General features: G+C 28.4%; 26 protein-coding genes. 11 read left to right on the top strand and 15 right to left on the bottom strand.

Annotated features, from left to right (window positions below; all coding sequences use genetic code 11):
* Positions 1 to 130 precede the first annotated feature (130 nt).
* The 3 genes from OTK55_RS00775 to OTK55_RS00765 all read left to right on the top strand — a co-directional run bounded on the left by OTK55_RS00775 (position 131) and on the right by OTK55_RS00765 (position 2805).
* Positions 131 to 316 carry a 50S ribosomal protein L37e gene (locus OTK55_RS00775; protein WP_274869985.1) on the top strand — a complete coding sequence of 62 codons (186 nt, stop codon included), beginning with the start codon at positions 131 to 133 and terminating at the stop codon, positions 314 to 316.
* A gap of 272 nt (positions 317 to 588) precedes the next feature.
* Positions 589 to 2295, top strand: a complete 1707-nt coding sequence (gene oadA, locus OTK55_RS00770) for a sodium-extruding oxaloacetate decarboxylase subunit alpha (protein WP_274869983.1) — start codon at positions 589 to 591, stop codon at positions 2293 to 2295.
* A gap of 177 nt (positions 2296 to 2472) precedes the next feature.
* The gene (locus tag OTK55_RS00765) at positions 2473 to 2805 is read left to right on the top strand and encodes a putative quinol monooxygenase (protein WP_274869982.1); all 333 of its coding nucleotides are present in this window, start codon (positions 2473 to 2475) and stop codon (positions 2803 to 2805) included.
* A 66-nt stretch (positions 2806 to 2871) separates the two neighbouring features.
* Here the strand turns inward: OTK55_RS00765 and OTK55_RS00760 are convergent, their stop codons facing one another.
* From OTK55_RS00760 to larC, 3 genes are read right to left on the bottom strand one after another with little or no spacing between them, the layout of a single operon-like run.
* Complete coding sequence (locus OTK55_RS00760) at positions 2872 to 3432, bottom strand: DUF2284 domain-containing protein (protein WP_274869981.1); 561 nt, start codon at positions 3430 to 3432, stop codon at positions 2872 to 2874.
* Between the two features lie 9 nt (positions 3433 to 3441).
* Positions 3442 to 4122: a 7-cyano-7-deazaguanine synthase QueC gene (gene queC / locus OTK55_RS00755; protein ID WP_274869980.1), complete on the bottom strand. Its 681-nt coding sequence runs from the start codon at positions 4120 to 4122 to the stop codon at positions 3442 to 3444.
* Positions 4123 to 4124: 2 nt separating this feature from the next.
* Complete coding sequence (larC, locus tag OTK55_RS00750) at positions 4125 to 5345, bottom strand: nickel pincer cofactor biosynthesis protein LarC (protein ID WP_274869979.1); 1221 nt, start codon at positions 5343 to 5345, stop codon at positions 4125 to 4127.
* Between the two features lie 210 nt (positions 5346 to 5555).
* Between larC and OTK55_RS00745 the strand changes: the two genes are divergently transcribed.
* The 3 genes from OTK55_RS00745 to OTK55_RS00735 are packed head-to-tail and all read left to right on the top strand — an operon-like array spanning position 5556 to position 7435.
* On the top strand, positions 5556 to 6080 hold the full coding sequence (locus tag OTK55_RS00745; protein WP_274869978.1) for a hypothetical protein: 525 nt from the start codon (positions 5556 to 5558) through the stop codon (positions 6078 to 6080).
* Positions 6080 to 6874 (top strand): adenosylcobinamide-GDP ribazoletransferase, encoded by a 795-nt coding sequence (cobS, locus tag OTK55_RS00740; RefSeq protein WP_274869976.1) that lies wholly within the window; start codon positions 6080 to 6082, stop codon positions 6872 to 6874. Before OTK55_RS00745 ends, cobS begins: the two co-directional genes overlap by 1 nt.
* 33 nt (positions 6875 to 6907) lie before the next feature.
* Positions 6908 to 7435, top strand: a complete 528-nt coding sequence (locus OTK55_RS00735; RefSeq protein ID WP_274869975.1) for a tRNA (cytidine(56)-2'-O)-methyltransferase — start codon at positions 6908 to 6910, stop codon at positions 7433 to 7435.
* A 181-nt stretch (positions 7436 to 7616) separates the two neighbouring features.
* On the opposite strand, the gene OTK55_RS00730 is transcribed toward OTK55_RS00735, so the two are convergent.
* From OTK55_RS00730 to OTK55_RS00715, 4 genes are all read right to left on the bottom strand, one after another.
* Positions 7617 to 8720 carry an inositol-3-phosphate synthase gene (locus OTK55_RS00730; protein ID WP_274869974.1) on the bottom strand — a complete coding sequence of 368 codons (1104 nt, stop codon included), beginning with the start codon at positions 8718 to 8720 and terminating at the stop codon, positions 7617 to 7619.
* Positions 8721 to 8901: 181 nt separating this feature from the next.
* Entirely contained in the window at positions 8902 to 9786 is an 885-nt protein-coding gene (locus tag OTK55_RS00725; protein ID WP_274869972.1) for a 3'-5' exoribonuclease YhaM family protein, read from the bottom strand.
* A gap of 71 nt (positions 9787 to 9857) precedes the next feature.
* Complete coding sequence (locus OTK55_RS00720) at positions 9858 to 10712, bottom strand: type II secretion system F family protein (protein ID WP_274869970.1); 855 nt, start codon at positions 10710 to 10712, stop codon at positions 9858 to 9860.
* Between the two features lie 36 nt (positions 10713 to 10748).
* Complete coding sequence (locus OTK55_RS00715; RefSeq protein ID WP_274869969.1) at positions 10749 to 12089, bottom strand: CpaF family protein; 1341 nt, start codon at positions 12087 to 12089, stop codon at positions 10749 to 10751.
* 86 nt (positions 12090 to 12175) lie between these two features.
* On the opposite strand from OTK55_RS00715, the gene OTK55_RS00710 reads away from it, so the two are divergent.
* Positions 12176 to 13111, top strand: a complete 936-nt coding sequence (locus OTK55_RS00710; protein ID WP_274869968.1) for a 50S ribosomal protein L11 methyltransferase — start codon at positions 12176 to 12178, stop codon at positions 13109 to 13111.
* Here the strand turns inward: OTK55_RS00710 and OTK55_RS00705 are convergent.
* The 7 genes from OTK55_RS00705 to OTK55_RS00675 all read right to left on the bottom strand — a co-directional run bounded on the left by OTK55_RS00705 (position 13108) and on the right by OTK55_RS00675 (position 17965).
* Positions 13108 to 14349, bottom strand: a complete 1242-nt coding sequence (locus tag OTK55_RS00705; RefSeq protein ID WP_274869967.1) for a tripartite tricarboxylate transporter permease — start codon at positions 14347 to 14349, stop codon at positions 13108 to 13110. The genes OTK55_RS00710 and OTK55_RS00705 overlap by 4 nt on opposite strands.
* A 151-nt stretch (positions 14350 to 14500) precedes the next feature.
* Positions 14501 to 14767 carry an elongation factor 1-beta gene (locus tag OTK55_RS00700; RefSeq protein ID WP_274869964.1) on the bottom strand — a complete coding sequence of 89 codons (267 nt, stop codon included), beginning with the start codon at positions 14765 to 14767 and terminating at the stop codon, positions 14501 to 14503.
* Between the two features lie 35 nt (positions 14768 to 14802).
* Complete coding sequence (locus OTK55_RS00695) at positions 14803 to 14967, bottom strand: zinc finger domain-containing protein (RefSeq protein WP_069592406.1); 165 nt, start codon at positions 14965 to 14967, stop codon at positions 14803 to 14805.
* Positions 14968 to 15627: an amino acid kinase family protein gene (locus OTK55_RS00690; protein ID WP_274869963.1), complete on the bottom strand. Its 660-nt coding sequence runs from the start codon at positions 15625 to 15627 to the stop codon at positions 14968 to 14970.
* A 13-nt stretch (positions 15628 to 15640) separates the two neighbouring features.
* Positions 15641 to 15979, bottom strand: a complete 339-nt coding sequence (gene pth2, locus OTK55_RS00685; protein ID WP_274869962.1) for a peptidyl-tRNA hydrolase Pth2 — start codon at positions 15977 to 15979, stop codon at positions 15641 to 15643.
* A gap of 13 nt (positions 15980 to 15992) precedes the next feature.
* Positions 15993 to 17183 carry a YcaO-related McrA-glycine thioamidation protein gene (locus tag OTK55_RS00680; RefSeq protein WP_274869961.1) on the bottom strand — a complete coding sequence of 397 codons (1191 nt, stop codon included), beginning with the start codon at positions 17181 to 17183 and terminating at the stop codon, positions 15993 to 15995.
* 149 nt (positions 17184 to 17332) lie between these two features.
* Complete coding sequence (locus OTK55_RS00675) at positions 17333 to 17965, bottom strand: zinc metalloprotease (RefSeq protein WP_274869960.1); 633 nt, start codon at positions 17963 to 17965, stop codon at positions 17333 to 17335.
* Between the two features lie 155 nt (positions 17966 to 18120).
* On the opposite strand from OTK55_RS00675, the gene OTK55_RS00670 reads away from it, so the two are divergent.
* The 3 genes from OTK55_RS00670 (at position 18121) to OTK55_RS00660 (ending at position 20331) form a co-directional block, all read left to right on the top strand.
* Entirely contained in the window at positions 18121 to 19122 is a 1002-nt protein-coding gene (locus tag OTK55_RS00670; protein WP_274869959.1) for a M24 family metallopeptidase, read from the top strand.
* Positions 19123 to 19207: 85 nt separating this feature from the next.
* Positions 19208 to 20137, top strand: coding sequence for a type II secretion system F family protein (locus tag OTK55_RS00665; RefSeq protein WP_274869958.1), 930 nt, complete (start codon positions 19208 to 19210; stop codon positions 20135 to 20137).
* Positions 20137 to 20331, top strand: coding sequence for a class III signal peptide-containing protein (locus tag OTK55_RS00660; RefSeq protein WP_274869957.1), 195 nt, complete (start codon positions 20137 to 20139; stop codon positions 20329 to 20331). Before OTK55_RS00665 ends, OTK55_RS00660 begins: the two co-directional genes overlap by 1 nt.
* 11 nt (positions 20332 to 20342) lie before the next feature.
* Here OTK55_RS00660 and OTK55_RS00655 read toward each other — a convergent pair whose 3' ends face one another.
* Positions 20343 to 21068: a tRNA-binding protein gene (locus OTK55_RS00655; protein ID WP_274869956.1), complete on the bottom strand. Its 726-nt coding sequence runs from the start codon at positions 21066 to 21068 to the stop codon at positions 20343 to 20345.
* Positions 21069 to 21371: 303 nt separating this feature from the next.
* On the opposite strand from OTK55_RS00655, the gene OTK55_RS00650 reads away from it, so the two are divergent.
* On the top strand, positions 21372 to 21758 hold the full coding sequence (locus tag OTK55_RS00650; protein ID WP_274869955.1) for a PRC-barrel domain-containing protein: 387 nt from the start codon (positions 21372 to 21374) through the stop codon (positions 21756 to 21758).
* The last annotated feature ends 8 nt before the right edge of the window (positions 21759 to 21766 follow it).

Raw genomic sequence — 21766 nt, 5'->3', positions numbered from 1 at the left:
TAAATATGGAGATATAGCGATCGTATATCTGAATGGAATAGAATTTTAGTTCTATTCTCTCTTTTTTACCTTTTTTAAAAGGTTTATTACATTTATTTTAAAAAAAAATTTATTCGGAGGGGACATTAGCATGAAAGGAACGCCATCATTTGGTAAGCGTAATAAAAATAACCATATCAGATGTCGCAGATGTGGTAAAAACGCATACAATCCAACTAAAAAATACTGTGCTTCATGTGGTTTCGGTAGATCTAAAAGACTAAGAAGATACAGTTGGCAAAATAAAAAACCAGTAACTGGTAAAAGATTAAAATAGATTGATTATGAATCTATTTTTTTCATATTATCTTTATAATATAAACTATTTTTTGATATTTTTTATTTTAATTTAATTTCTTTTGGTAAATCTATAGTAAAATAGGTATATTAGTTTAAACATATATTAACAATAGAAGTTAGATTAGTGGAATTTTATATAATTTCATTTTACTCATTAATTAATACATTAACTTAATAATATTATAATAAAAATTTACACAATAATATTACATGATCATAACAATTATATAACAAAGGCAGGTGTCATAAATGGCAAAAGTTAAAATTATAGAAACTGTGTTACGTGATGCTCACCAATCGCTAATAGCTACAAGAATGAGAACCTCTGATATGGTTCCTATATTAGAAGATCTTGATAACGTGGGCTATTTCTCTTTAGAAGCATGGGGTGGAGCAACTTTTGATACATGTATACGGTTCTTAAATGAAGATCCATGGGAAAGACTAAGAACTATCAAAGAACACGTAACCAAAACTCCTATTCAGATGTTATTAAGGGGACAAAATCTTGTTGGATACAAACATTATCCTGATGATGTTGTAAAAGAATTTGTGGAGAAATCCTATGAAAATGGAGTAGATGTTTTCAGAATATTTGATGCATTAAATGATTCTAGAAACATGGAAATGTCTATTAAAACAGCAAAAGAACAGGGAGCTTATGTTCAAGGAACAATAAGTTATACTATAAGTCCAGTACATACAATTGATAAATACGTTGAATTTGCAAAAGAATTAGCTGCAATGGATTGTGATGCTATAACTATAAAAGATATGGCAGGATTAATAACTCCAGTAGTTGCTAAAGAGTTAGTAACAGCATTAAAAGATGAAGTGGACTTAGAAATTAACTTACACAGTCACTGTACTAGTGGAATGACTTTAATGAGTTATGAAGCAGCAATTGAAGCAGGAGTAGACATAGTAGATACAGCTATATCACCATTTGCAGGAGGAACCGCACAGCCACCTACCGAAAGTGTAGTAGCAGCATTAAGAGGAACTAAGTACGATACAGGTATTGATTTAGATTTACTAACAAAAATCAAAGAATACTTTGCAGATTTAACAGACAAATACGCTGCATTATTTGATCCATTAGCATCAAAAGTAGATACTGACGTATTACGATATCAAGTTCCAGGTGGAATGTTATCTAACCTAGTATCACAATTAAAACAACAAAGTGCTATAGACAGATATCCTGATGTACTTAAAGAAATACCACTCGTAAGAAAAGACCTTGGATATCCACCACTCGTAACTCCAACTAGTCAAATAGTAGGTGTACAATCAGTAATGAACGTTCTAACAGGTGAAAGATATAAAAACATTACCAAAGAAGTAAAAGATTACCTTAAAGGATTCTATGGTAGGCCACCTGCAGAAATAAATCAGGAAGTCTATAAAAAAGCTAATGGTGATGAAGAACCAATTACTTGCAGACCAGCTGATTTATTAAAACCAGAACTAGACTGCATCAGACAAAAACTTAAAGACGAAGACTTATACACTAAAGAAGAAGATGTTTTAACCTATGCATTATATCCTACAGTTGGAGAAAAATTCCTCAAAGGTGAAGCTGTAGAAGAAGAAATACCAGAACCTAAAAGAGAATATGCTGCATCAAGTATACCTAACTCTTATGATGTAGAAGTAGATGGTGAAACATTCAATGTTAAAATATTACCTACAGGATACATGGAAATGGAACCATCATCTAAACAAATAAAAACATCTATCAAAGACGGTTTAAGATCTGCAATGCAGGGTATGATTGTAAAACTTAAAGTAAAAGTTGGAGATAATGTAGAAGCTGGAGATACAGTTGCAGTTCTTGAAGCTATGAAAATGGAAAATGATGTAAAAGCAGATAAATCAGGAAAAGTAACTGATATATTAATAGATGAGGGAGACATAGTTGAAAAAGATGATGTATTAATGGTTATTGAATAAATACATCTTTCAATTTTTTATTCTTTTTTATTTATACAACACTATTTTTTTTATTAAAATAATTATAAACTTATATTACATATAGTGCTTTTTTTAATTAGACCTTTTCTATTCAAAAAGCTATATAACAAAGGTACATTAATGAAATAAATCTTTTTAGAAAATCGGAGGCTAATTATGAGTATAACAATGAATCTTTATTATACTGGTAGTGGTGAAAATGCAGTAAAATTTGCAAAAGAAATGATATCCTCTGGTACTGTGGATAAAATACGTTCTAATTCAGGAAATCTTCGTTATGAATATTTTACATCAATTAATAATCCTGAAACGGTTCTTCTAATTGATAGTTGGAAAAATCAAAGTGCACTTGATAAACATCACTCATCAGAAACTATGGGTACTATTCTTAAACTTAGAGATAAATATGATTTAACTGTTACAGCTGAACGCTATGTATCTGATGATACAGGAATTCCTAAAAAAGATCAGAAGTTTCTTGATAAATAATTTAATCAAAAAACTTTTACTAAATTAAATATTACTTCTTATTATTTTTATTAAATCATTATAAACTTATTTTGTATATAAAATTGAGGATATATTATTCATATATTTAGGTAATTTACCATTAATCAAGATTAAATCAATATCAAATAAATCTTTCAGTATCTTTTTACTATCAATACCTAAGGATGCTAGGGAATATCTTCTTATTTCAGGATGTTTACATTCACTGTAGACTTCTTTACATTTAGGTGTACAGTGATTACATGGGCCAGTTAAACTTTCTGCTTTAGTGTATTTTTTTTCAGAATCTAATAATTTATCAACCACCTTCTTTCTTTCCTTAAAAAATGTTTTATTAATTACATCATTCAATTCATCTTTACTATAATCAGCATTATAGACTATCTCATCATATTGGACTTGTGTTACTATAATATCAATATAATCATAACTAGTGATAAATTCTTTAATATCTATGCCAAGAGGTGAACAAGAGTAATTAGTGTCATAACGAGGACACTCCTTACAATACCCTTGTACTACTTCAAAGTTAGAGAATCTTTCATAAAATTCATCGGTCGTTAATGTTTTATAAAAACGCTCAACATTATATTTAATATCCTTCATAATATACACTTACTTCTCGTATTCTGTTGGATCATCAATATTAACTTTAATAAATGCACGTCTTCTTCTTTTACAGGATTCACAAACTCCACAATGTTTCTCATTACCAGTATAACAGGAATAACTTAATTCCATTGGTGCATTAACTTCCTGACCTTTAGAAACTATATCTTCTTTATTCATATCAATTAATGGTGCTTTTATTTCAATGTTATCAAAGGAACCATATTTTATTGTCTTATTAAAAGCGTCAAGATAATCTTTAGAATTATCTGGGAAGGTCACGGCTTCTTCGTAATCCCATCCTACAATTATTATCTCTGCATGAATACTTTCAGCATAAGCTAATGCTATACTACAGAAAACAGTATTACGTGCTGGAACCCATACTGATTTTGCCGTTTCAAGTGCTGCATCATAATCATCTAAGTCATCATCACTAGGTTCAGGTATTTTTTCATCACTTGTTAAACTAGAGGTACTTATATGTTCTAACCATGGTAAATCAATAACAGCATGGTGCATGCCTAACTTTTCACATAATAATTTTGCATGTTTAACTTCCTGGTCAAAGCTTTGTTGACCATAGTTAAATGTTAATGCGGTTAAATCATATTCTTCTGCATATATTGATGTTGCTACTGTTGAATCAAGTCCTCCAGAAAGAACGGTTATTCCTTTTTTGGTCATATTTATTCACTTCCAGATAATCTTATATATTCTGCTTTTGCTAAATTCATTAAATCTTTAACGGGAATTGATGTTTTATCAGATAATTTCTTTATATCTTCATATTCAGGGGTACATTTAATAATTTCGTCATTCATATATCCAATTTTAAAATGAACGGTTTCTTCACTATTATTTATTTGTATATTTTTTGTTACAATTTCTCTATTTGCTACTCCTCTATGTAATGTTGGAATAATACGAATTCCTAGTGTTCCTGTTTCTTTCATGATTACTTGTATTAAATGTTCAACATTACTATTTTTTGTAATAACTTTTAATATTTGTCCGGGCCTATTCTTTTTCATGATAGTAGGTATTATTGTAACGTCACTAGCTCCTTCATTTAATAGTTTTTCGAATAAACTACCTAATTCTTCTCCAGTTAACGTATCTAAATTAGTTTCTAATACAGTTATAGTATTTTTTTCTGTAATTGTTTTAGCATGAACTAATCTTAAAGCATTCAATACTTTTAGTTCTTTTTTTCCTGCTCCGTAACCTATTTTCTTGTTTGTTACTAAAGGATATGAAGATATGTATTCATCTGTAATATTTACTAGTATTGCTGATCCTGTAGGTGTTGCTAATTCTGTTTCTGCTAGTCCTCCAATTGTTGGTGTTTCTGATAGGATTTCTAGTACTGCTGGTGCTGGTACTGGTAGTATTCCATGTTGTGTATTGACAGTTCCTGCTCCTGTTGCAACGGGCAGTGAATATATTGTTTCTTTGTCTAATCCTAGTAGGTGATATGCATAAGATGATCCTATTATATCTGCTACTGCATCTGCACATCCTACTTCATGAAAGTGTAATTCACTTAAGGGATGATTATGTACTTTTGATTCAGCTAAGGCTATTGTTTTAAATATTTTTTTTGCTAGTGTAACTGTTTTTGTTATTATTGTATTGTTTGGATATTTTTTTTCTGTTATTTCATCTATTTTATTTATGATGTCTGTGTAATGTCTTGGTGAATTGTCTGTTGTTTGGATATCTGCGTATGTACTCATAATTCCTGATTTAGGTTTTTTTGTAATGTTTACTGTTACTTCACCGAATTCTTTAGCATATGTGTTTATTACTTCTTTTATTTTTTCAGAATCTGCTCCTAAATCTATGAATGCTCCAATAAACATGTTTCCTGCAACACCAGATGTTTGAGGGTCTATAATCAATACCATTCTTTAATTCTCCTTATATTCTTGTTATCATATTCATGTTTTTAAATACATCAATATTATTTTTTCATTTTTATATGATTATTATTCCTATTAATTAAGTAAACTTGTATTTGTAAAATTATATTCTATAATACTTTTTATTTAATTACCAATATAATATAAATTATTAAAAATTTTATAATATATTTTCTAATTAATGGTGAGTTAATAATGGAACTAGAAATGAATGGAGTTATAGCTTACGAGAAATATAATGGTCTTGTAATTGAAAGCGAAGAACCATTATATGTACTTGCTAATAGAAAAGGTTATGACTTTAAATATGCCACTAAATTTGACAACCATTACTATAATAATCCATCACTAAAACGTTTTAAAATTGAAAAAGATGGAATATTGGTTATAAGTACAGTTGAATATCTAGAGAAAAAGTACTTTACAAATATTAGCCTAATTTTAGATGTTAAATTAGATAATCTGACTATGATTAATTTATATCGTACAGTAGTAGAATCAATAGCATCAACTTCCTGGATGGCTAATGCAATTAACAAGGATAAACTAGATAATAAGGTTGGAAATTTCTATAATATAATATTTATTGCATGTAGATCTGAGGCAGATGTTAACATATCATTTGATATTTCTTTATTTTATGAGGTTAAAGAATTAGTTAATGAAGCCTTAGAAAAATCGTTTGATAACTTAAATATGGATAATAAAGGAGGAGTATAATGACCAAGACAAAAAAACAGAATTTTAGCAAACATGCGAAAGTATCACCATCACTCAATGGTATCCTGGGATTAATTTCATTTTCAACAAGAATCCCAATTAATAGATATATTACCATTAAAGAAATGGCTGGTAGTGTAATATTATGGCCATATATCGGGTTAGGTATTGGTGTAATTGGAGCTATAGTATCATTTATATTAAATAATGTGTTATCTTTCTCAAATATATTAACAGCAACATTAATATATTGTTTCTTAATATGGTTTACAGGATTTAATCATGTTGATGGTGTAATGGATATGGGTGATGGATTAATGGTTCATGGAGACCCAGAGAAGCGTTTAAATGTTATGCGTGATTCAATGGTTGGAACTGGTGGAATAGCAAGCTTTTTCATTGTAGCAATAACAACAATTGCAGCAATAGCATCAGTACAATCAATATATTTAATACCTGCAATAATACTAATGGAATTATGTGCAAAATTAAGCATGGTAACTTCAATGGTTTTCGGTACTAGTGATAGTAAAGGTATTGGAAAAGAAATTAAAAAAGGAATGGATTACAAAGTATTAGTAGTTAACATTATAATTTCATTAATAATAGGTTATTTATTATTAGATGCAGCAGGTGTACTGGCAGTATTTGTCTCTGTAATTTGTGGACTATACTTATCATACCTTGCTGAAAAACGTTTTGGATGTGTTACAGGGGATATATTAGGTGCATCTAATGAATATGGAAGAGTTGTATCATTAATATTCATAATACTTAATGTAATGTTATTATAAATTTTTTGATAAAATAATGTGAGGATTAAATAAATGATAACTGTTTTAAGATTAGATCATAGACTTGGAAGAGATACTAGAATCACAACACATGTTTGCTTAACAGCTAGGGCATTTGGAGCTGATAAAGTAATATTAAGTGGGGAACATGATAAGCATATTATTGAATCAGTAGAGAAAGTTGTGGAAAATTGGGGTGGTGACTTCCAAGTAGAATATCATAAGGCATTCATGCCCGTAATTAAACAGCATTTAAAAGATGGCTATGAGGTAATACATTTAACAATGTATGGAAAACATGTAGAGGATGTTGTTCCAACTATACGTGATGATGGAAGAGATAAATTAATTATTGTTGGTGGTTCACGAGTACCAACAGAGGTATATGAAGCTGCTGATTGGAATTTAAGTGTAACCAATCAGCCTCATTCAGAGGTAGCAGCATTAGCTATATGTTTACATTATCTTATGAATGGTGAAGAATTAAAAACCACATATGATGATGGTAAAATGCAAATTGTACCTAATAATGATCATAAAGAAGTTATTAAGAAAGAATAATCTTATTTTTTCTTTTTAATTTATTCTAAGAATATTGAGTCTTAGATAGAATCTATTTTTAATCTAAAATCATATTTTACAGAAAAAAAGAGTGTTAATTCATATATGTATTGAAAAAGAGTTTATTATTTGAGTTATATTTACTAATTTTTAATAAAAAAAGAGTTTTTGTGATTTAAAGTTATCTTTCTAAATCACCATTAATGAATGCTTCAACTTTATCATGAGCCACATCATCTGTATATTGTACAGGTGGATGTTTCATTATATATGAGGATACTGAGGTTAAAGCACCACTAATTCCACGTTTTAATGCTAATTTACAGCATCTTACAGCATCAATTACACATCCGGCACTATTTGGGCTGTCTTCAACACTTAAACGTAATTCGATGTTCATAGGTACATCTCCAAAGGTTCTACCTTCCATACGTAAGAAACATAATTTGTTATCTTTTTGCCATGGTACGTAATCACTAGGACCAATGTGTATGTCATCATCATCTAATCTGTGTGCTAGTACAGATTGTACAGCTTCTGTTTTAGATTCTCTTTTAGATGCTAATCTATCATGATTTAACATATTTAGGAAGTCAGTGTTACCACCGGTGTTTAATTGATATGTTCTATCAAGTTTCACCCCTCTATCTTTAAAAAGACTAGCTAATGTTCTGTGTGTGATAGTTGCACCAATTTGTGCTTTAATATCATCACCAATACATGGTATTCCTTTTTCTCTGAATTTTGCTTCATATTCAGGGTCACTTACTATGAATATTGGTACACAATTAATAAAGGCTATTCCTGCATCTAATGCACAGTCAGCATAGAATTTTCCAGCTTTTTCTGAACCTACTGGTAAATAATTTACTAACATTTCTGCACCACTTTCTTTTAATAATTCTACAATTTCCTCTTTTGATTGTTCCGGTTCATCAGATATTATGAATGTAGAATCATCTTTATAGTTTTTCATATGTGGTGCTACACCATCTAATACTTTACCCATTGAAACCTTTACGTTCATGTTTTCCATATTTGGGTAGAATATTTTTGTACAATTTGGTTTGGCGTATATTGCTTCACTAACGTCTTTGCCTACTTTTCTTTTATCAATGTCTATTGCTGCTACTACTTCTATGTCTGATGGTTTATATCCATCGATTTCCCAATGCATTAATCCATCAACATCTTCCTTTGTTTTATCTGCGTAATAGTAAATTCCTTGTATTAAAGAACTAGCACAATTTCCTATTCCAACAATTGCTATTTTTATTTTATCCATCGTTACACCTTATATATCATTATGAAGTCTAATAAAAAATAATTAAATTATTATATCATACTAGTGAATGTTAATATTCCTTCATAAAATAATAATAAAAATAATAATTCATATTATACTATCTTGATTTAATTAATAATAAATTTATAGATTAATTTTTCCTAATTTAACATGCTTTTATTTATTCTAATGAATCTGTGATTTTAGCACTTATGTCATCGGCATGATGTAGAGCTATAGCTTCTGGTATTTTAGGATCTACTGTGGAACCCCATCCTAATTCTGTTTTTCCATGATGACTTAAAATCATATGGATCAATTGTATTCGAAGTGTTTTAGGAGTATCTATCTTTTCTACTACTGTCTCTAACATGTTAGCTCCAATAAAAATATGATCTAACATTCTTCCCTCATAATTTATTTCAATGTCCTCTGTATCATAGTCATACGTCTTTATTTTACCAATATCATGTAATATCGCTCCTGTTATTAATAAATCATGATTAATACCTTCATATATGTTAGATATTGTTTCACAGATTTCAATTACTTCATTAGTATGAACTAGTAATCCACCAGTATAATTATGGTGATGTATTTTGGCTGCAGGAGCAGTGAAAAATTTATGTTTAAATTCTGGATCTTCAAATATTGTTGTTAATATTTTTTTAAGATGAGGATTTTCAACGCCTTTAATAGCATTTCTCAGATATTTCACATGACTATCATAGTGTTCTATTTTTCGTATAAATTCATCTTTTTCATACTTTTTTGAAACATGTAATTTTTTTATTAGTATGTTGTATTTTCCAGATCCTACCGGGAACTCTTGAATTTTTCCAACAATATTCCATACACTATTAACTTCTATGTTATCAAACTCTTTATATGTTTGTTTTGTGAACATTCTTCCTTTAATTTGACCTGTTTTGTCTTGTAGAGTTAATTCAAGGTATGGTTTATTATTTTTTGTTCTCTTTATTTCTTTAGTTTTTACAAGAAATTGGCTTATTATTTCACGATTTCCTTTGAAGTTCCCTATAAAATCTTCTTCTTTTTTTGTCAATTTCTTCTCCTTCCCTTGTTTTAATTAGTATTATCTTATTTTTATTTTATATCATTTTCTTAAGACTTTCTTTATAATGTTGGTTCCATATTTTTTATGATTATTATCATAAACGTGATTATCATTGGAAAAAATAATAAGTATAATATTAGGAGTAATTCTGGTTTTATTATTGATCCCATAACTGTAGTTGCTGCAATTATCATGATAAATATAATTACAGGTATTAACACTGCAATAAACATGTATAATAACATTACTGAGTTTAATTTCTCTGAGTATTCTTTATATTTAATCTTCATAGTTTTAGAATTCTCATTTGCTATTATATTCAGTGTATTTGCAAGGTTTCCTCCGTTTGTCAAAGTTCTGATAATTTGACTTATTACTTTGTTCATAATTTCTGTGTCAACTCTCTGAGATAATTTATTGAATGCTTCTATATAATTGGTTCCATATTGTATGTCATTTAATGTTATTTTAAATTCCTTTGATAATTCACCATAATTACTATTTGCTATTGTATTTAAAGCATCGAATAAGCCTATTCCTGCTTGAAGTTCTGTGGATAGTTGTCTTAATGCAAATGGCAGTATTTTTGAGATATTATTTTGTTTCTTATTTTTTTTAATTTTAGGTATTTCTTTTTTTGTTGCTATGATTAATATTACAATTAATATAGTCAGTGTTCCTAATTGTATGTTAATGAGAAAGGTTATTATTATGGGTATTATGATTAGTAATTTTTTATCTTTTAGTTTAGGTGTGGTACTATTTTCATTTTCTAATAGTTTCTTGTTGATTTCTTTTTCTAAGTCTTGGTATTCGGTAGTTTCTGTTTTATCATTGTCTCCAATTTTTTCATACAATTTTCTTTTTAATAATATTGTAGTTGACCCTATTTTAATAAGTATTTGTGTTAGCATCTTCTTTTTTTAAATTAGTTATTTTTAATATTCTTTTTAGTTGTAATATTTATCAATGTATGTTTGGACTTCATGTATATTTAGATTATTTTTTTTACTAATTTTTTCTAAATATTTCTTTCTATTATCCATTTCATGCATAACATCAGTGTATTTAATTCCCTTCAATTGAGCTATCTTATTTATAGCATTGCAATTTATAGCAGTATATGTTATTGTGTCATTAGCTGCATCGTATTGAAATATTTTATTTAACTGAACATGACCCATTTCCATTCCAACAACTTCTGCTACCTCTGTGATGCGTCTTGTTGTACCAATATGAGCATTATATATTCTATTCTGCATTATTATAAAATTAATAGAGTTTATCATGATGTTTGGTACATTCATTGGTGGATTAGTCAGTCTTGTTATTGTTTCATTGGTTGAATTAGCATGTAATGTACCCATACCTGAGTGTCCTGTATTAAGTGCGCTAAATAGTGTTATTGCTTCACTTGATCTTACTTCACCAACAATTATTCTATCAGGTCGTTGTCTTAATGAATTCTTTAATAATAGATTCATTGTTATTTCACCTTTATTTTCTATGTTTGGTGGCCTTGTTTCTGTTCTAATAATATGATCATGTGGTATTTGCATTTCTAATGTGTCTTCAATTGTTATTATACGTTCATAAGGTGGTATGAATGTTGTTAACGTGTTTAATGTTGTGGTTTTTCCAGATCCTGTACCTCCTGCTATTATAATATTGGAGGGACGGACATTCAATCCTTCTATTACTATCCATAAAAATGATGCTAATTGTGATGACATTGTATTTGATTTTATTAAATCAATTACTGTGTATGGATCTTTTTTAAATTTTCTTATGGTGAGTGTTGGTCCATCTGCACTTACTGGTGGTATTGTAGCATTCACTCGGCTACCATCTGGAAGTCTGGCATCTAATATCGGTGTTTGTTTGTCTATTTTTCTTTGTACATTATTGGCTATTTTTTCTATGATTTGTCTTATTTCTCTATCTTTAAGTTGTATATCTGTTATCATCATCCCATGTTTTCTATGATATACGTATATTGGCTTATCATTACCTATTATCATTATCTCTTCAAGATTGTCATCTGATAGTAACTTATCTATTTCACCGTATCCTTGTAGGTCGTTGAGTATTTTATTTACTATTTTCTGGTTATTTGTGTTTGTGTTAAGTAACTGTTTTATCTCTTCTTTTTTGAGGTTTGTTCTCTCTTCATTTATGTTGTACTGTATTATTCTTTCTTTTATTTTTTGATATTCTGTTTGTTCGTCGTTGGTTAGTTCTGGTAATTTTTCTGATTTATATAGGGGTAAGTATGTTTTTTCATTTTTCATAATTATTAATACTATTTTTATTAATTATTTAATAAATAGTATTACTTTTTTTATATTCATGTATAACAAATACATAAATATAAACTATGAAATGTAATTGTGAAAAAAATTGTATTCAAACAAAAAAAGAAGTACTGGATAATATTAATCAACTATATAAGCCATGTTCCAATTGTACAAGAAGCAAAATAAAAAAATCAATACCTCTTAGAAGACAAATAAAATTAGATAAAATAGATTCTAATTACAATAAATGTCCGACATGTGGTAAACGTCATATTGATACAGTAATGGCTCATATTCTAAAAATAATGATTAATAATAATATTGTATCAGCATCTAGCTCTATAAGAAAGGTAGGTTCTCCTCTAATAACACCAGCTATACCTCTACAGAATTCACCATATCTCTCGGAAAATACTCTTGTTATACTAATTCCTAAAATTGATGAAAATGTAGCACAACTAATACATGAAGAGGTACCAGAAGTAAAAGCAGTTATGAAAGGTGATATTAATAACACAGTAGGTCAATTAAATGAGACAACAAGCATACATCAATATGAATTATTAGCTGGCTGTGATATTAGATGTGATATTCAGCCAACAGAATATGGTGATGTTTGCATATATAAACAACAATCTAAGATACATATTGAATATCCAAAAATAGAGTCACCAAAAATAATAGATGTAGATAGAGTATTAGATGAATATGAAAATCCTACAGTAATCGATGCTACATGTGGGCCGGGCACACTAGGAATATATACTCTAATGAAAAATGCAAAAAAAGTACTATTCAATGATATATACAAACCAGCAATAATAGCTACTAAGACAAATTTAGAAATCAATGAAATATCCGAGGATAAATATGAAATTACAAATAAAGATATCTTTGAATTAGTAGACAATCTAGAACAATATGATATAGGTTTTATAGATGCATTTCCAGGAGTAGATACAGAGGAATATAAAAAAATATTAGAGAAAGTCTGTGATAAAGTAATAATAATTTAGAGAATACCTAAGTACATTAAAATAGATGGAACTATAAGAACCCCCATTAAATTACTTTTACTTAAATCAAGGACATTAACTAAAATTCCAAGTGCAATACTAGTAATATAACATAGGAAAATATACCATAAGCACCCATGATTAACAATGCAGTAAATTAAGATAATACCAGTTATTAAAACTATAATCACAATATTCAACTTTCTATAATTAAATTTTGAAATATTATCAATCAATCTATCTCCAATCCTTATTGCTAGAATACATGATAAAGAAGCACTCATTAAGCTTACAAATATAAAGAATAACACATGGTTTAATGTAATATTCTGTATTAAATCATTAACATATACACTGATTGCACTACGGGGATTGTTTATCAGATAAATAGCCATTAATGAAAATAATGTGTCCGAAATATTTATTCCACTATTTGTTATCAGAAAGTCTTCTGGTGTTATATTTTTCTTAAATAATAGTGTTTGAGCAATAAGTGTACCCTGAGCTGGTCCAAGTCCTGGAAGAAGTCCTAGAATACAACCTGAAATGCTTCCAGCAAAAACAGATTTTTTAAAGTCTGAATTAACAACTATACTTTTATCATTATTTTGTGGTGGTATTGATGATTCATTATTTACACTATATAGAAGAGTACTGATACTAAATAATCCTGAAAGCATACATAATAAGCCCATATTACTACCCAGATAACTTGATAGTATAATTATACCAAGTATTCCCGAAATAAGAAATATTAAGAGACTCATCATTCGGGTTATATTGTTTTTATTACTTTTATATATCATAATACTCATCACTATAATAAGTAAATAACCTATATAATTTTTTAAGCCATAATAAATTGGTGGTAGTATTACAAATAATATAGGCATGATGAGTATTAATATAATTATGGAACTATAACCTCCAAAACTAACTAATCTTATAACTTTTCTTGATTCTCCTTTTAATAGAAGCCTATGTGCTGGCTGTATACTTAGTATTGTATCCTCATTAGGTACTCCTATTAATAAAGATGGTAAAAATTCCATCATTGCATGACATATAGCTAGAGATACAAAAAAAGTGCATAAACATAAGGCGGTTGTGTATTTTAATAATGTTGTTGATATTGAGAATATTATTATACCAACAGTATTTACATGTAATCCAGGAATAATTCCTGTAATAGTACCTAGGAATACTCCTAGAATTAGTGTTATTATTATTTCAATCATAATATTTTTAATAATAATTTTTTTAAAAGTATTACTTAATATTATCTGAAACAAATGTTTTTTGAATTTATTTAATTTTAAAATTTTATAAAAAATAGTATTTCTTTTCTTATTAAAAAAATAGATGTTTGTGGTAAATATCCTAGGATATTTACATTAATCTTCTAACATCAGTAACTTCAACAGATTGAACTTCATCAAGATCAGCTATTGCTTGTTCTGCAGGTTCAGTTCCACCTTCACCATCATCAACAACAATAGTTACATTTAATGCAACAAGACCGAATCCTATTGGTTCTTCTTCTACTCTTTCAAATTCACCGTCGTTTAAAACGCTTTTTACTGATTCTTTTAATGCATCTAAGTCTACATCAGGACTTTCAGGCATTACTTTTAATATAGCTACTACATCAGACATTCTTATTTTCTCCGTTAAATAAATAATTTCTTAATTTATGGTCCTTTAAATCCACATTCACATGTGTATTCGTGTCCGAAAGTTCTGCATTTAGGACATCTGTAAATCACTGCATCACATTCTGGGCAGTGGAATTTAACATACTCATCAATTGGTGAGATTTCTTGTTTACATGAAGTACAAATCATTTTTTCTGCCATTTATTTACCTCCTATATATGTATAAATATTGTTCTTTATATAATCTCTGTTTAAATGAGATAGCACCCTGTCAGGGTACTTGCCATTAATTATATAACAGTCTAAATGATATTTAATTAGTAATTTTGGTAGACATTTATCTACAGAAGTTTCTTCAAAAAATAATAGTTCGTTTGCACTTATATTTTTAATAAGTTTTTTGTTATTTGAGAAAATGTTACCATTATATATACCATCTACATTTGATAATATTAATAGTTTGGCATTTATCTTACTTGCAACCCAACAAGCAATTGAATCACTAGTAACATTCCAACTATGTTCTAATGGATCTTCATTCTTCATTAAATCATAAGTTAATAATAAAGGTATCTTACCCTCTTTATGAACTTTGGAAATATCTTCTAATTTATTAATTAATACAATTTGATTATTTTTATCTGCAATTAAATTTCCTATTATATCCATGCATTTGATTGCAGTCCAATGATTAGCATCACTAGAATAATTATATTTTTCATCATATTCTCTTAGCTTATTTGCTAATTCACCACCACCATTAACCAGGACAAGTTTTTCCTTGGATTTAGAAAGATAATCACATAATGTATTAACATATTCTGGAAACAAACTGCCTCCAATTTTAACAACAGTTACCAATTACATGACCTCATCACAATAATTTCAAATGACCTGTTAATTTATCTATCTCTTCATCACTACCAGGTCCAATTCCAAGACATGTTCTAGTTGAAGGTTCTATCTGTGTATGACCAGCATCAGTTATAAGAGAACATGGAAGGTCAGTTTGTTTAACCATAGTATGAAGTTCAAGTAATTCCTTCTCGGAAGGTATTTTGAGAACAACTTTCTTCTGTCCAGTTGCTTCCCATTTTCTTAACCTATCTTTATCAGCCTTTTTGTAACATGCTAAACAAGCATGACATGCCTGGGCAGCAATCTTACCTTTCCCCATCTTTAAATCAGTTCTCATTACAATAACTTGTTTCATATTTAACCTCCATTTAGTATATCCTATCTTTTGGACGTAGTCTTTCACCAATTCGTGAGCTATCAACACTAAATAATTCTAATCCGGGAATAATAACACGTACAACAGGGATATTAATATCTCTTGTTAAATTAACATAATATGCGTCATCTACTCCTGATTTATCTAATAAATCAAGTGTTACATTAATATCATCCTTAAATGAATTTTTAGATAGATTAGGCATATCCATGATATCGATAGTTTCTTTTGAATCTCTAAACCAGTGTTTATTCAAACGTTTCATCCTTTCATATCCAGTATCACGTAGTAAATTAGCACGGGTAGTGTCTTCACGAGTACCATGAATTTGAGTAGCTCTACTTTGAGCAACTTCTGTAATTGCTCTAATCACTGCGATATTAGGGTCAAGATGTGTACCAACACCTAATGTTAATAGTGCAGGATCTTTTAATGATAAATCCTCAGATACTGCTCCAACAGTTGGAATTTTATTTTCACTAGTTAAATCTAATAATTTAATTGAAACATTTGCAGATTCAAATTTATCTAATAATTCTGTTATATAATCGTTATCTGTATTTTCACAGTTTATTTCTGCACGATTATCTCTAAATGCTTCAAATAAACTCCATGAATCTCTTTCAACTACTTCCATCATTCCATGGAATATTGCTTCTTCTAGTTTATTACCAGAGGCAAGTCCGTTAGTATTTGATAGAAATATATGATGTACATCAGGAGTATTATAGGGGTGGAAGACAGCATTTGCTGGTATGAATATCTCATCATCCTTTTTTATAGAGTATCCTTTAACCCATTCTATTTCTTCATCATTATACGAATTTTTAGGTAGAATTAATGATTCAGGATTTATACAATCATCAGGATTATATTTTTTAATAATTGTATTCTCATTTCCCTGTAATTCTGCAGAGTATCTTTCAACAGCTTCCATTATTGATGATACTTTAGCATGTATTTCATTTGGTCCCTTTCCTGCATAAACACTAACTGCTCCTTCCTGTGCTAGTGGTCTAATAGATGTAAATACTGGTATATTTAGTCTGTCAAGGTGTGTTATATTAGAAGTTCTTGTTAAACCAATTTCTTTTGTAATTTTTGAGATATTTTTTAAAGTTTCCTCAGGACTTATTGTACGATGTGTTGATTTTTTATATGTGATAGGTGATTCATTTAACATGTTAATCAGATTAAAAATTTTTATTTTATTTTAATATGGTTATTTCTTTTAGATTTAATAATAGATTTGTATTTAATTCTATTATTACTTTTTTAGTATCATGTTTTATTTCTAAAAAGTAAAAATAAAAGGATTAAAAAGAGGTAGGTTTAAATAAATGATATAGTATATGATAAGTAGGTTAGTATACCTGATAAAATTATTGTAACTAACCAAATAGGCATGTTCCATTTAAGTACTTTTGATCCATCTAACATAGGTATTGGAAGTAAGTTAAATAATGCTAGGAAGCTGTTAATGTTAAATCCTATTGTACATGTAATTAATAGATATGCTATTATATCCATGTTGGCAGATGTTAGCCATGGGTGTATACTGAATCCTAACAAGAGAAAGATTAGTGCTAATCCAAGATTAACTAAGGGTCCTGCAATAGATATTACTCCATTTTCTTTTTCTGTTATCATACCAGTATAGGAACCTATGTATACTGCTCCAGGAGCAAGGAATATGAATCCAAATAAGCTTGTTATAATAGCTAGTATTAGTCCGGCATCCCATCTTCTGAATTCTGCATAAAATCCATATTTTTGTGCTACAACTTTATGTCCTAGCTCGTGTAATATGAAACTTAATCCTACAGTAATTAGTGAAATAGGTATTAACAGGAGGAACATTCCTATAGTTCCATTTGTGCCGTTAAACATATATGCAAATAGTATAGTGATTACTGAAATGGATATTATCAAATCTCTAATTTCTGTTTTTGAAAAGGTTACCATATTATCCCTATTTTTTATTTTTATATTTCAATTATAGTAAGTTGTTATTTTCTTTATTATATAAAAAAGTTTTAACTTCTGAAATTATATTATTATATAGTTTAGTATAACATAAGAATATTTTTAATATAATAGAAATTATTGGAGGATTATAATTGAAAAATGAAGAAATATTAAACCAGTTAAAAGATGAAAACATAGACTCAATGTTCGTATATAAACCAGAAAACATTAAATATATTTCTGATTTTTACCCATCCAGTTTCGCATATCTTATCATTGATGAAGAACCAGTATTATATGTTAACAGTATAGATAAAGAGGATGCAGAAGAACAATCAACAATTGAAACAAGAGATATTGTTAGATTAGGAGAAGTTAAAGATTTATTAAAAGGTAATATTGCTGTTGAAGAGTCACTTGATTTTGGTTTATTAAAGTTCTTAACAGATGATTTAAATTCATTAACTCCATCAACTGTTTTTGAGGATAAAAGACAAACTAAAACCAAAGAAGAAATAACAAAAATTAGAAATTCAATAGGTATAGCAGAAAATGGTATTAAAGAAATAGATTTCACCAGTACCGAAAAATATGCTGCAGCATCATTAGAATTTGACATGACTATTAATGGTTCTACTAAACCTGCATTTGATACTATTGTAGCATCCGGTACTCGTTCTAGTTCACCACATTCATTAACTTCTATGAATAGGGTAGAAACACCTATAGTTGTTGATTGGGGAGCTAGATATGATCATTACTGTTCAGACATAACACGTACATTCATTGACTCAGAACGTCAGGAAGAAATATGGAATATTGTATTAGAAGCTCAAAAAGCAGCAATTAATACTATTGCTCCTGGAGTTAAATTTGCTGATGTGGATAAGGCTGCACGTGATGTTATAACAGAGTATGGTTATGGTGATTATTTCATTCACAGTACTGGTCATGGTTTTGGATTAGATATTCATGAAAATCCTAATTTATCCTATAATTCTAATGGTGTTCTAGAAGAGAATATGATTGTCACAGCTGAGCCGGGTATTTATATTCCTGGTGAGTTAGGTGTACGTATTGAGGATGACGTTCTTGTTAAAAAGAATAGTGAAGTTTTAACTAGTTTAGATAAGAAGTTAGACTTTTCATTATAAAATCCTATTTTTTTCCATCTTTTTTTTGTAAACATATAGTTATTAATACTATTATTAAAATAAGTAATACTTATAATAATCAATTATGTATGAAAAATTAATAACTTATTTAAGTGACTTTATAAAAACAACAATCAAACCAGAAAAATTAAACAAAATGCAAAGTGCATTATTACAAATTGATTGGTATGTGAAAATAGAAGATTTAATCTCCATGATAATAATAATGACAATAGGTATCTTCTTTGTAACATACATAATCTCATTAATATTTAACATAACAAAATTTAGTTTAATTTTTTCATTAGTGCCTTCTATTTTTATAATTAATTATGTTATCTATAAGAATGAACAAAGAATAACAAAAATAGAAGAAGAACTACCAGATTACTTATATCAATTATCCTCCTTATTAAAGGTAGGATTAGGACTAGAAACAGCATTAAATGAGCTATCTATAACTAATAAAGGACCTTTAAATAATGAAATAAAAAGAGCACTAGTAGAAACAAAGTTTGGAAAACCATTTAATGATGCATTATTATCTATTGGAGAAAGAAACAATATTGATAACTTGAAATATACCTTTCAGATAATAATAAAAAGTAAAGAAACTGGTGGGAATCTAGCAAATATTCTTGAATCTATAGCTGCAGATTTAAATGATAAAATCATGCTAAAAAAACAACGTAGAGCTAGTGTTATGATGTCAGTCATGTTCTTATTAATATCATCCATAATAGCAACACCCTTTGCGTTAGGTATGATAAGATTGTACTCTGAATTTCTAGAACAAATTGGAAGAAATAATCCATTAACAACAGTAATACCAACAGCTAGTATAGGATACATGTTAATACATTCAATTCTAGTAAGCATATTACTAGGAATAATCATGTATTCAGACATGAAAAAAGGTGTAAAATATTTATTATTAATAATACCTTCATCATTAGCAGTTTATTACATATCTCAGTTAATATTTAAAAATATATTAGGAATTGGTGGAATATAATGTTATATCAAGAACAATCAGGACAAACATCAACTGAATTAATTCTATTATTCGCGGGTATGATAATGATAATCTTATTAGCAATGAATATCTATCAAAACTATTTAGTTTCATTATCCGATGAATTAAACAATAATGAAGTTAATGATTTAATTAATAAAATTGATAAAATAAATGATTATGTAAAAAAGTAGGAAGTGGGTGATTATTCTTTAATAAATTGATCTACAAGATTTCTTGTTTCATTTAATGCTGCTACATCAATATGTTGTGGTAAACTACCTAATTCACCTTCAACATTCTTCAATATACCTTCACCAGCACCTAAAAACATTCCTTCACTACTAATACCCATAAATGCACTAGGAGGTAATAATGCTACGCCCACACGGTCATTATCTTTAACAGATAAATCATTTGTAATAACAGTTATAGCTCTGCTACCTAAATTAACATTACAAACCATTAATGTATCAGTTTTAGGATGTTTACTTACACTAACTAGTTCTCCTACTTTTATGTCAACACCAATGACAGGGTCATCGATTTCTCCAAGATTTAATCTAGCAGGTAATTCACGAATAGTGTAAATAAAGAATTTGATTTTAGATAAGGATAATTCTAATTTTTCTCGTTCGTCACCTTTTACCTCAGATAAGAATTTTCTAGAATAATCTTCTCCCCCTAAGTTTTCTATTATTTCATCTACACTATTTAAAAGATTATCTATCTGAGGTGCTTTTGCTAATTCCTGTGGAGTCACATAAGAATAATACAATGTTTGAATGTCAGGATTCATATTTTTAGCAATCATTCTTACTTGTTTTTTATTCCATGAACCTCTTAGATTAGATCCCTCTACTACTCTAATAAATTGTTCTATGGCTTTTTCTGCAACTTTTAATCTGTAATCTTTACTTGTATCCCACATATTATCTCCTAATCAAAAAAATATTTCGTTAATAATTTATATTATATTATTAGTTTGTACTTTATTTTTCTTAATTATATGGATTATCGATAAGGAGTTCAATTTAATTAAATTATCTATTAAAAATCCTTTCTTAATTAATTAATTTATGGATAAGGTTATTTTTATATATTATAGTAAACATATATTAAATAGATAAGAAATTATTAATATATTAATTTCAATAAGGGATATTAAACCAATATAACTCATATTAATTCATATCTCATTTCAAATTCAATAAAAGACATATTTGGTGATATTATGGTAAATTTATCCACGTTTTATAATTTAAACATTTACAATACCGAAGGAAAATACATAGGAAAAGTAAACGAAGTAGTATTAAATATTAAAAAAGGAAGAATATCCTTCTTCAAAACAAAAGCATTAACAGAAGACAACAGAAACGCTGGATTAAGGGATGTTATAAGAAACTCTATGAGACTTGTACCAGAAGAAGAAGAGTTCTCAACAGTAAGAACTGAAGGAATAATTGATATTCCATATGAAATAGTAACAGCAGTAGGTGATATAATAATTGTTGATCAAAATAAGTTATTACAATACCAAGCTGCACAACAACGTATGGATAAAGCAAATAATAACAGAAAACAAACCTATAAAAAAGAAGTACCTAAAGCTAATTAAATGGAGTA

The sequence above is a fragment of the Candidatus Methanosphaera massiliense genome, assembly GCF_028890305.1.
Taxonomy (GTDB): Archaea; Methanobacteriota; Methanobacteria; order Methanobacteriales; family Methanobacteriaceae; genus Methanosphaera; species Methanosphaera massiliense.
The sequence above is the reverse complement of the archived record's forward strand: the minus strand, read 5'-3'. Positions and strand labels throughout refer to the sequence as shown.

Bases quoted from the DNA above. Each gene is read 5' to 3' on its own strand.
- OTK55_RS00775 (WP_274869985.1), top strand. From the start codon at position 131: ATGAAAGGAACGCCATCATTTGGTAAGCGTAATAAAAATAACCATATC.
- oadA (WP_274869983.1), top strand. From the start codon at position 589: ATGGCAAAAGTTAAAATTATAGAAACTGTGTTACGTGATGCTCACCAA.
- OTK55_RS00765 (WP_274869982.1), top strand. From the start codon at position 2,473: ATGAGTATAACAATGAATCTTTATTATACTGGTAGTGGTGAAAATGCA.
- OTK55_RS00760 (WP_274869981.1), bottom strand. From the start codon at position 3,432: ATGAAGGATATTAAATATAATGTTGAGCGTTTTTATAAAACATTAACG.
- queC (WP_274869980.1), bottom strand. From the start codon at position 4,122: ATGACCAAAAAAGGAATAACCGTTCTTTCTGGAGGACTTGATTCAACA.
- larC (WP_274869979.1), bottom strand. From the start codon at position 5,345: ATGGTATTGATTATAGACCCTCAAACATCTGGTGTTGCAGGAAACATG.
- OTK55_RS00745 (WP_274869978.1), top strand. From the start codon at position 5,556: ATGGAACTAGAAATGAATGGAGTTATAGCTTACGAGAAATATAATGGT.
- cobS (WP_274869976.1), top strand. From the start codon at position 6,080: ATGACCAAGACAAAAAAACAGAATTTTAGCAAACATGCGAAAGTATCA.
- OTK55_RS00735 (WP_274869975.1), top strand. From the start codon at position 6,908: ATGATAACTGTTTTAAGATTAGATCATAGACTTGGAAGAGATACTAGA.
- OTK55_RS00730 (WP_274869974.1), bottom strand. From the start codon at position 8,720: ATGGATAAAATAAAAATAGCAATTGTTGGAATAGGAAATTGTGCTAGT.
- OTK55_RS00720 (WP_274869970.1), bottom strand. From the start codon at position 10,712: ATGCTAACACAAATACTTATTAAAATAGGGTCAACTACAATATTATTA.
- OTK55_RS00715 (WP_274869969.1), bottom strand. From the start codon at position 12,089: ATGAAAAATGAAAAAACATACTTACCCCTATATAAATCAGAAAAATTA.
- OTK55_RS00710 (WP_274869968.1), top strand. From the start codon at position 12,176: ATGAAATGTAATTGTGAAAAAAATTGTATTCAAACAAAAAAAGAAGTA.
- OTK55_RS00705 (WP_274869967.1), bottom strand. From the start codon at position 14,349: ATGATTGAAATAATAATAACACTAATTCTAGGAGTATTCCTAGGTACT.
- OTK55_RS00700 (WP_274869964.1), bottom strand. From the start codon at position 14,767: ATGTCTGATGTAGTAGCTATATTAAAAGTAATGCCTGAAAGTCCTGAT.
- OTK55_RS00695 (WP_069592406.1), bottom strand. From the start codon at position 14,967: ATGGCAGAAAAAATGATTTGTACTTCATGTAAACAAGAAATCTCACCA.
- pth2 (WP_274869962.1), bottom strand. From the start codon at position 15,979: ATGAAACAAGTTATTGTAATGAGAACTGATTTAAAGATGGGGAAAGGT.
- OTK55_RS00680 (WP_274869961.1), bottom strand. From the start codon at position 17,183: ATGTTAAATGAATCACCTATCACATATAAAAAATCAACACATCGTACA.
- OTK55_RS00675 (WP_274869960.1), bottom strand. From the start codon at position 17,965: ATGGTAACCTTTTCAAAAACAGAAATTAGAGATTTGATAATATCCATT.
- OTK55_RS00665 (WP_274869958.1), top strand. From the start codon at position 19,208: ATGTATGAAAAATTAATAACTTATTTAAGTGACTTTATAAAAACAACA.
- OTK55_RS00660 (WP_274869957.1), top strand. From the start codon at position 20,137: ATGTTATATCAAGAACAATCAGGACAAACATCAACTGAATTAATTCTA.
- OTK55_RS00655 (WP_274869956.1), bottom strand. From the start codon at position 21,068: ATGTGGGATACAAGTAAAGATTACAGATTAAAAGTTGCAGAAAAAGCC.
- OTK55_RS00650 (WP_274869955.1), top strand. From the start codon at position 21,372: ATGGTAAATTTATCCACGTTTTATAATTTAAACATTTACAATACCGAA.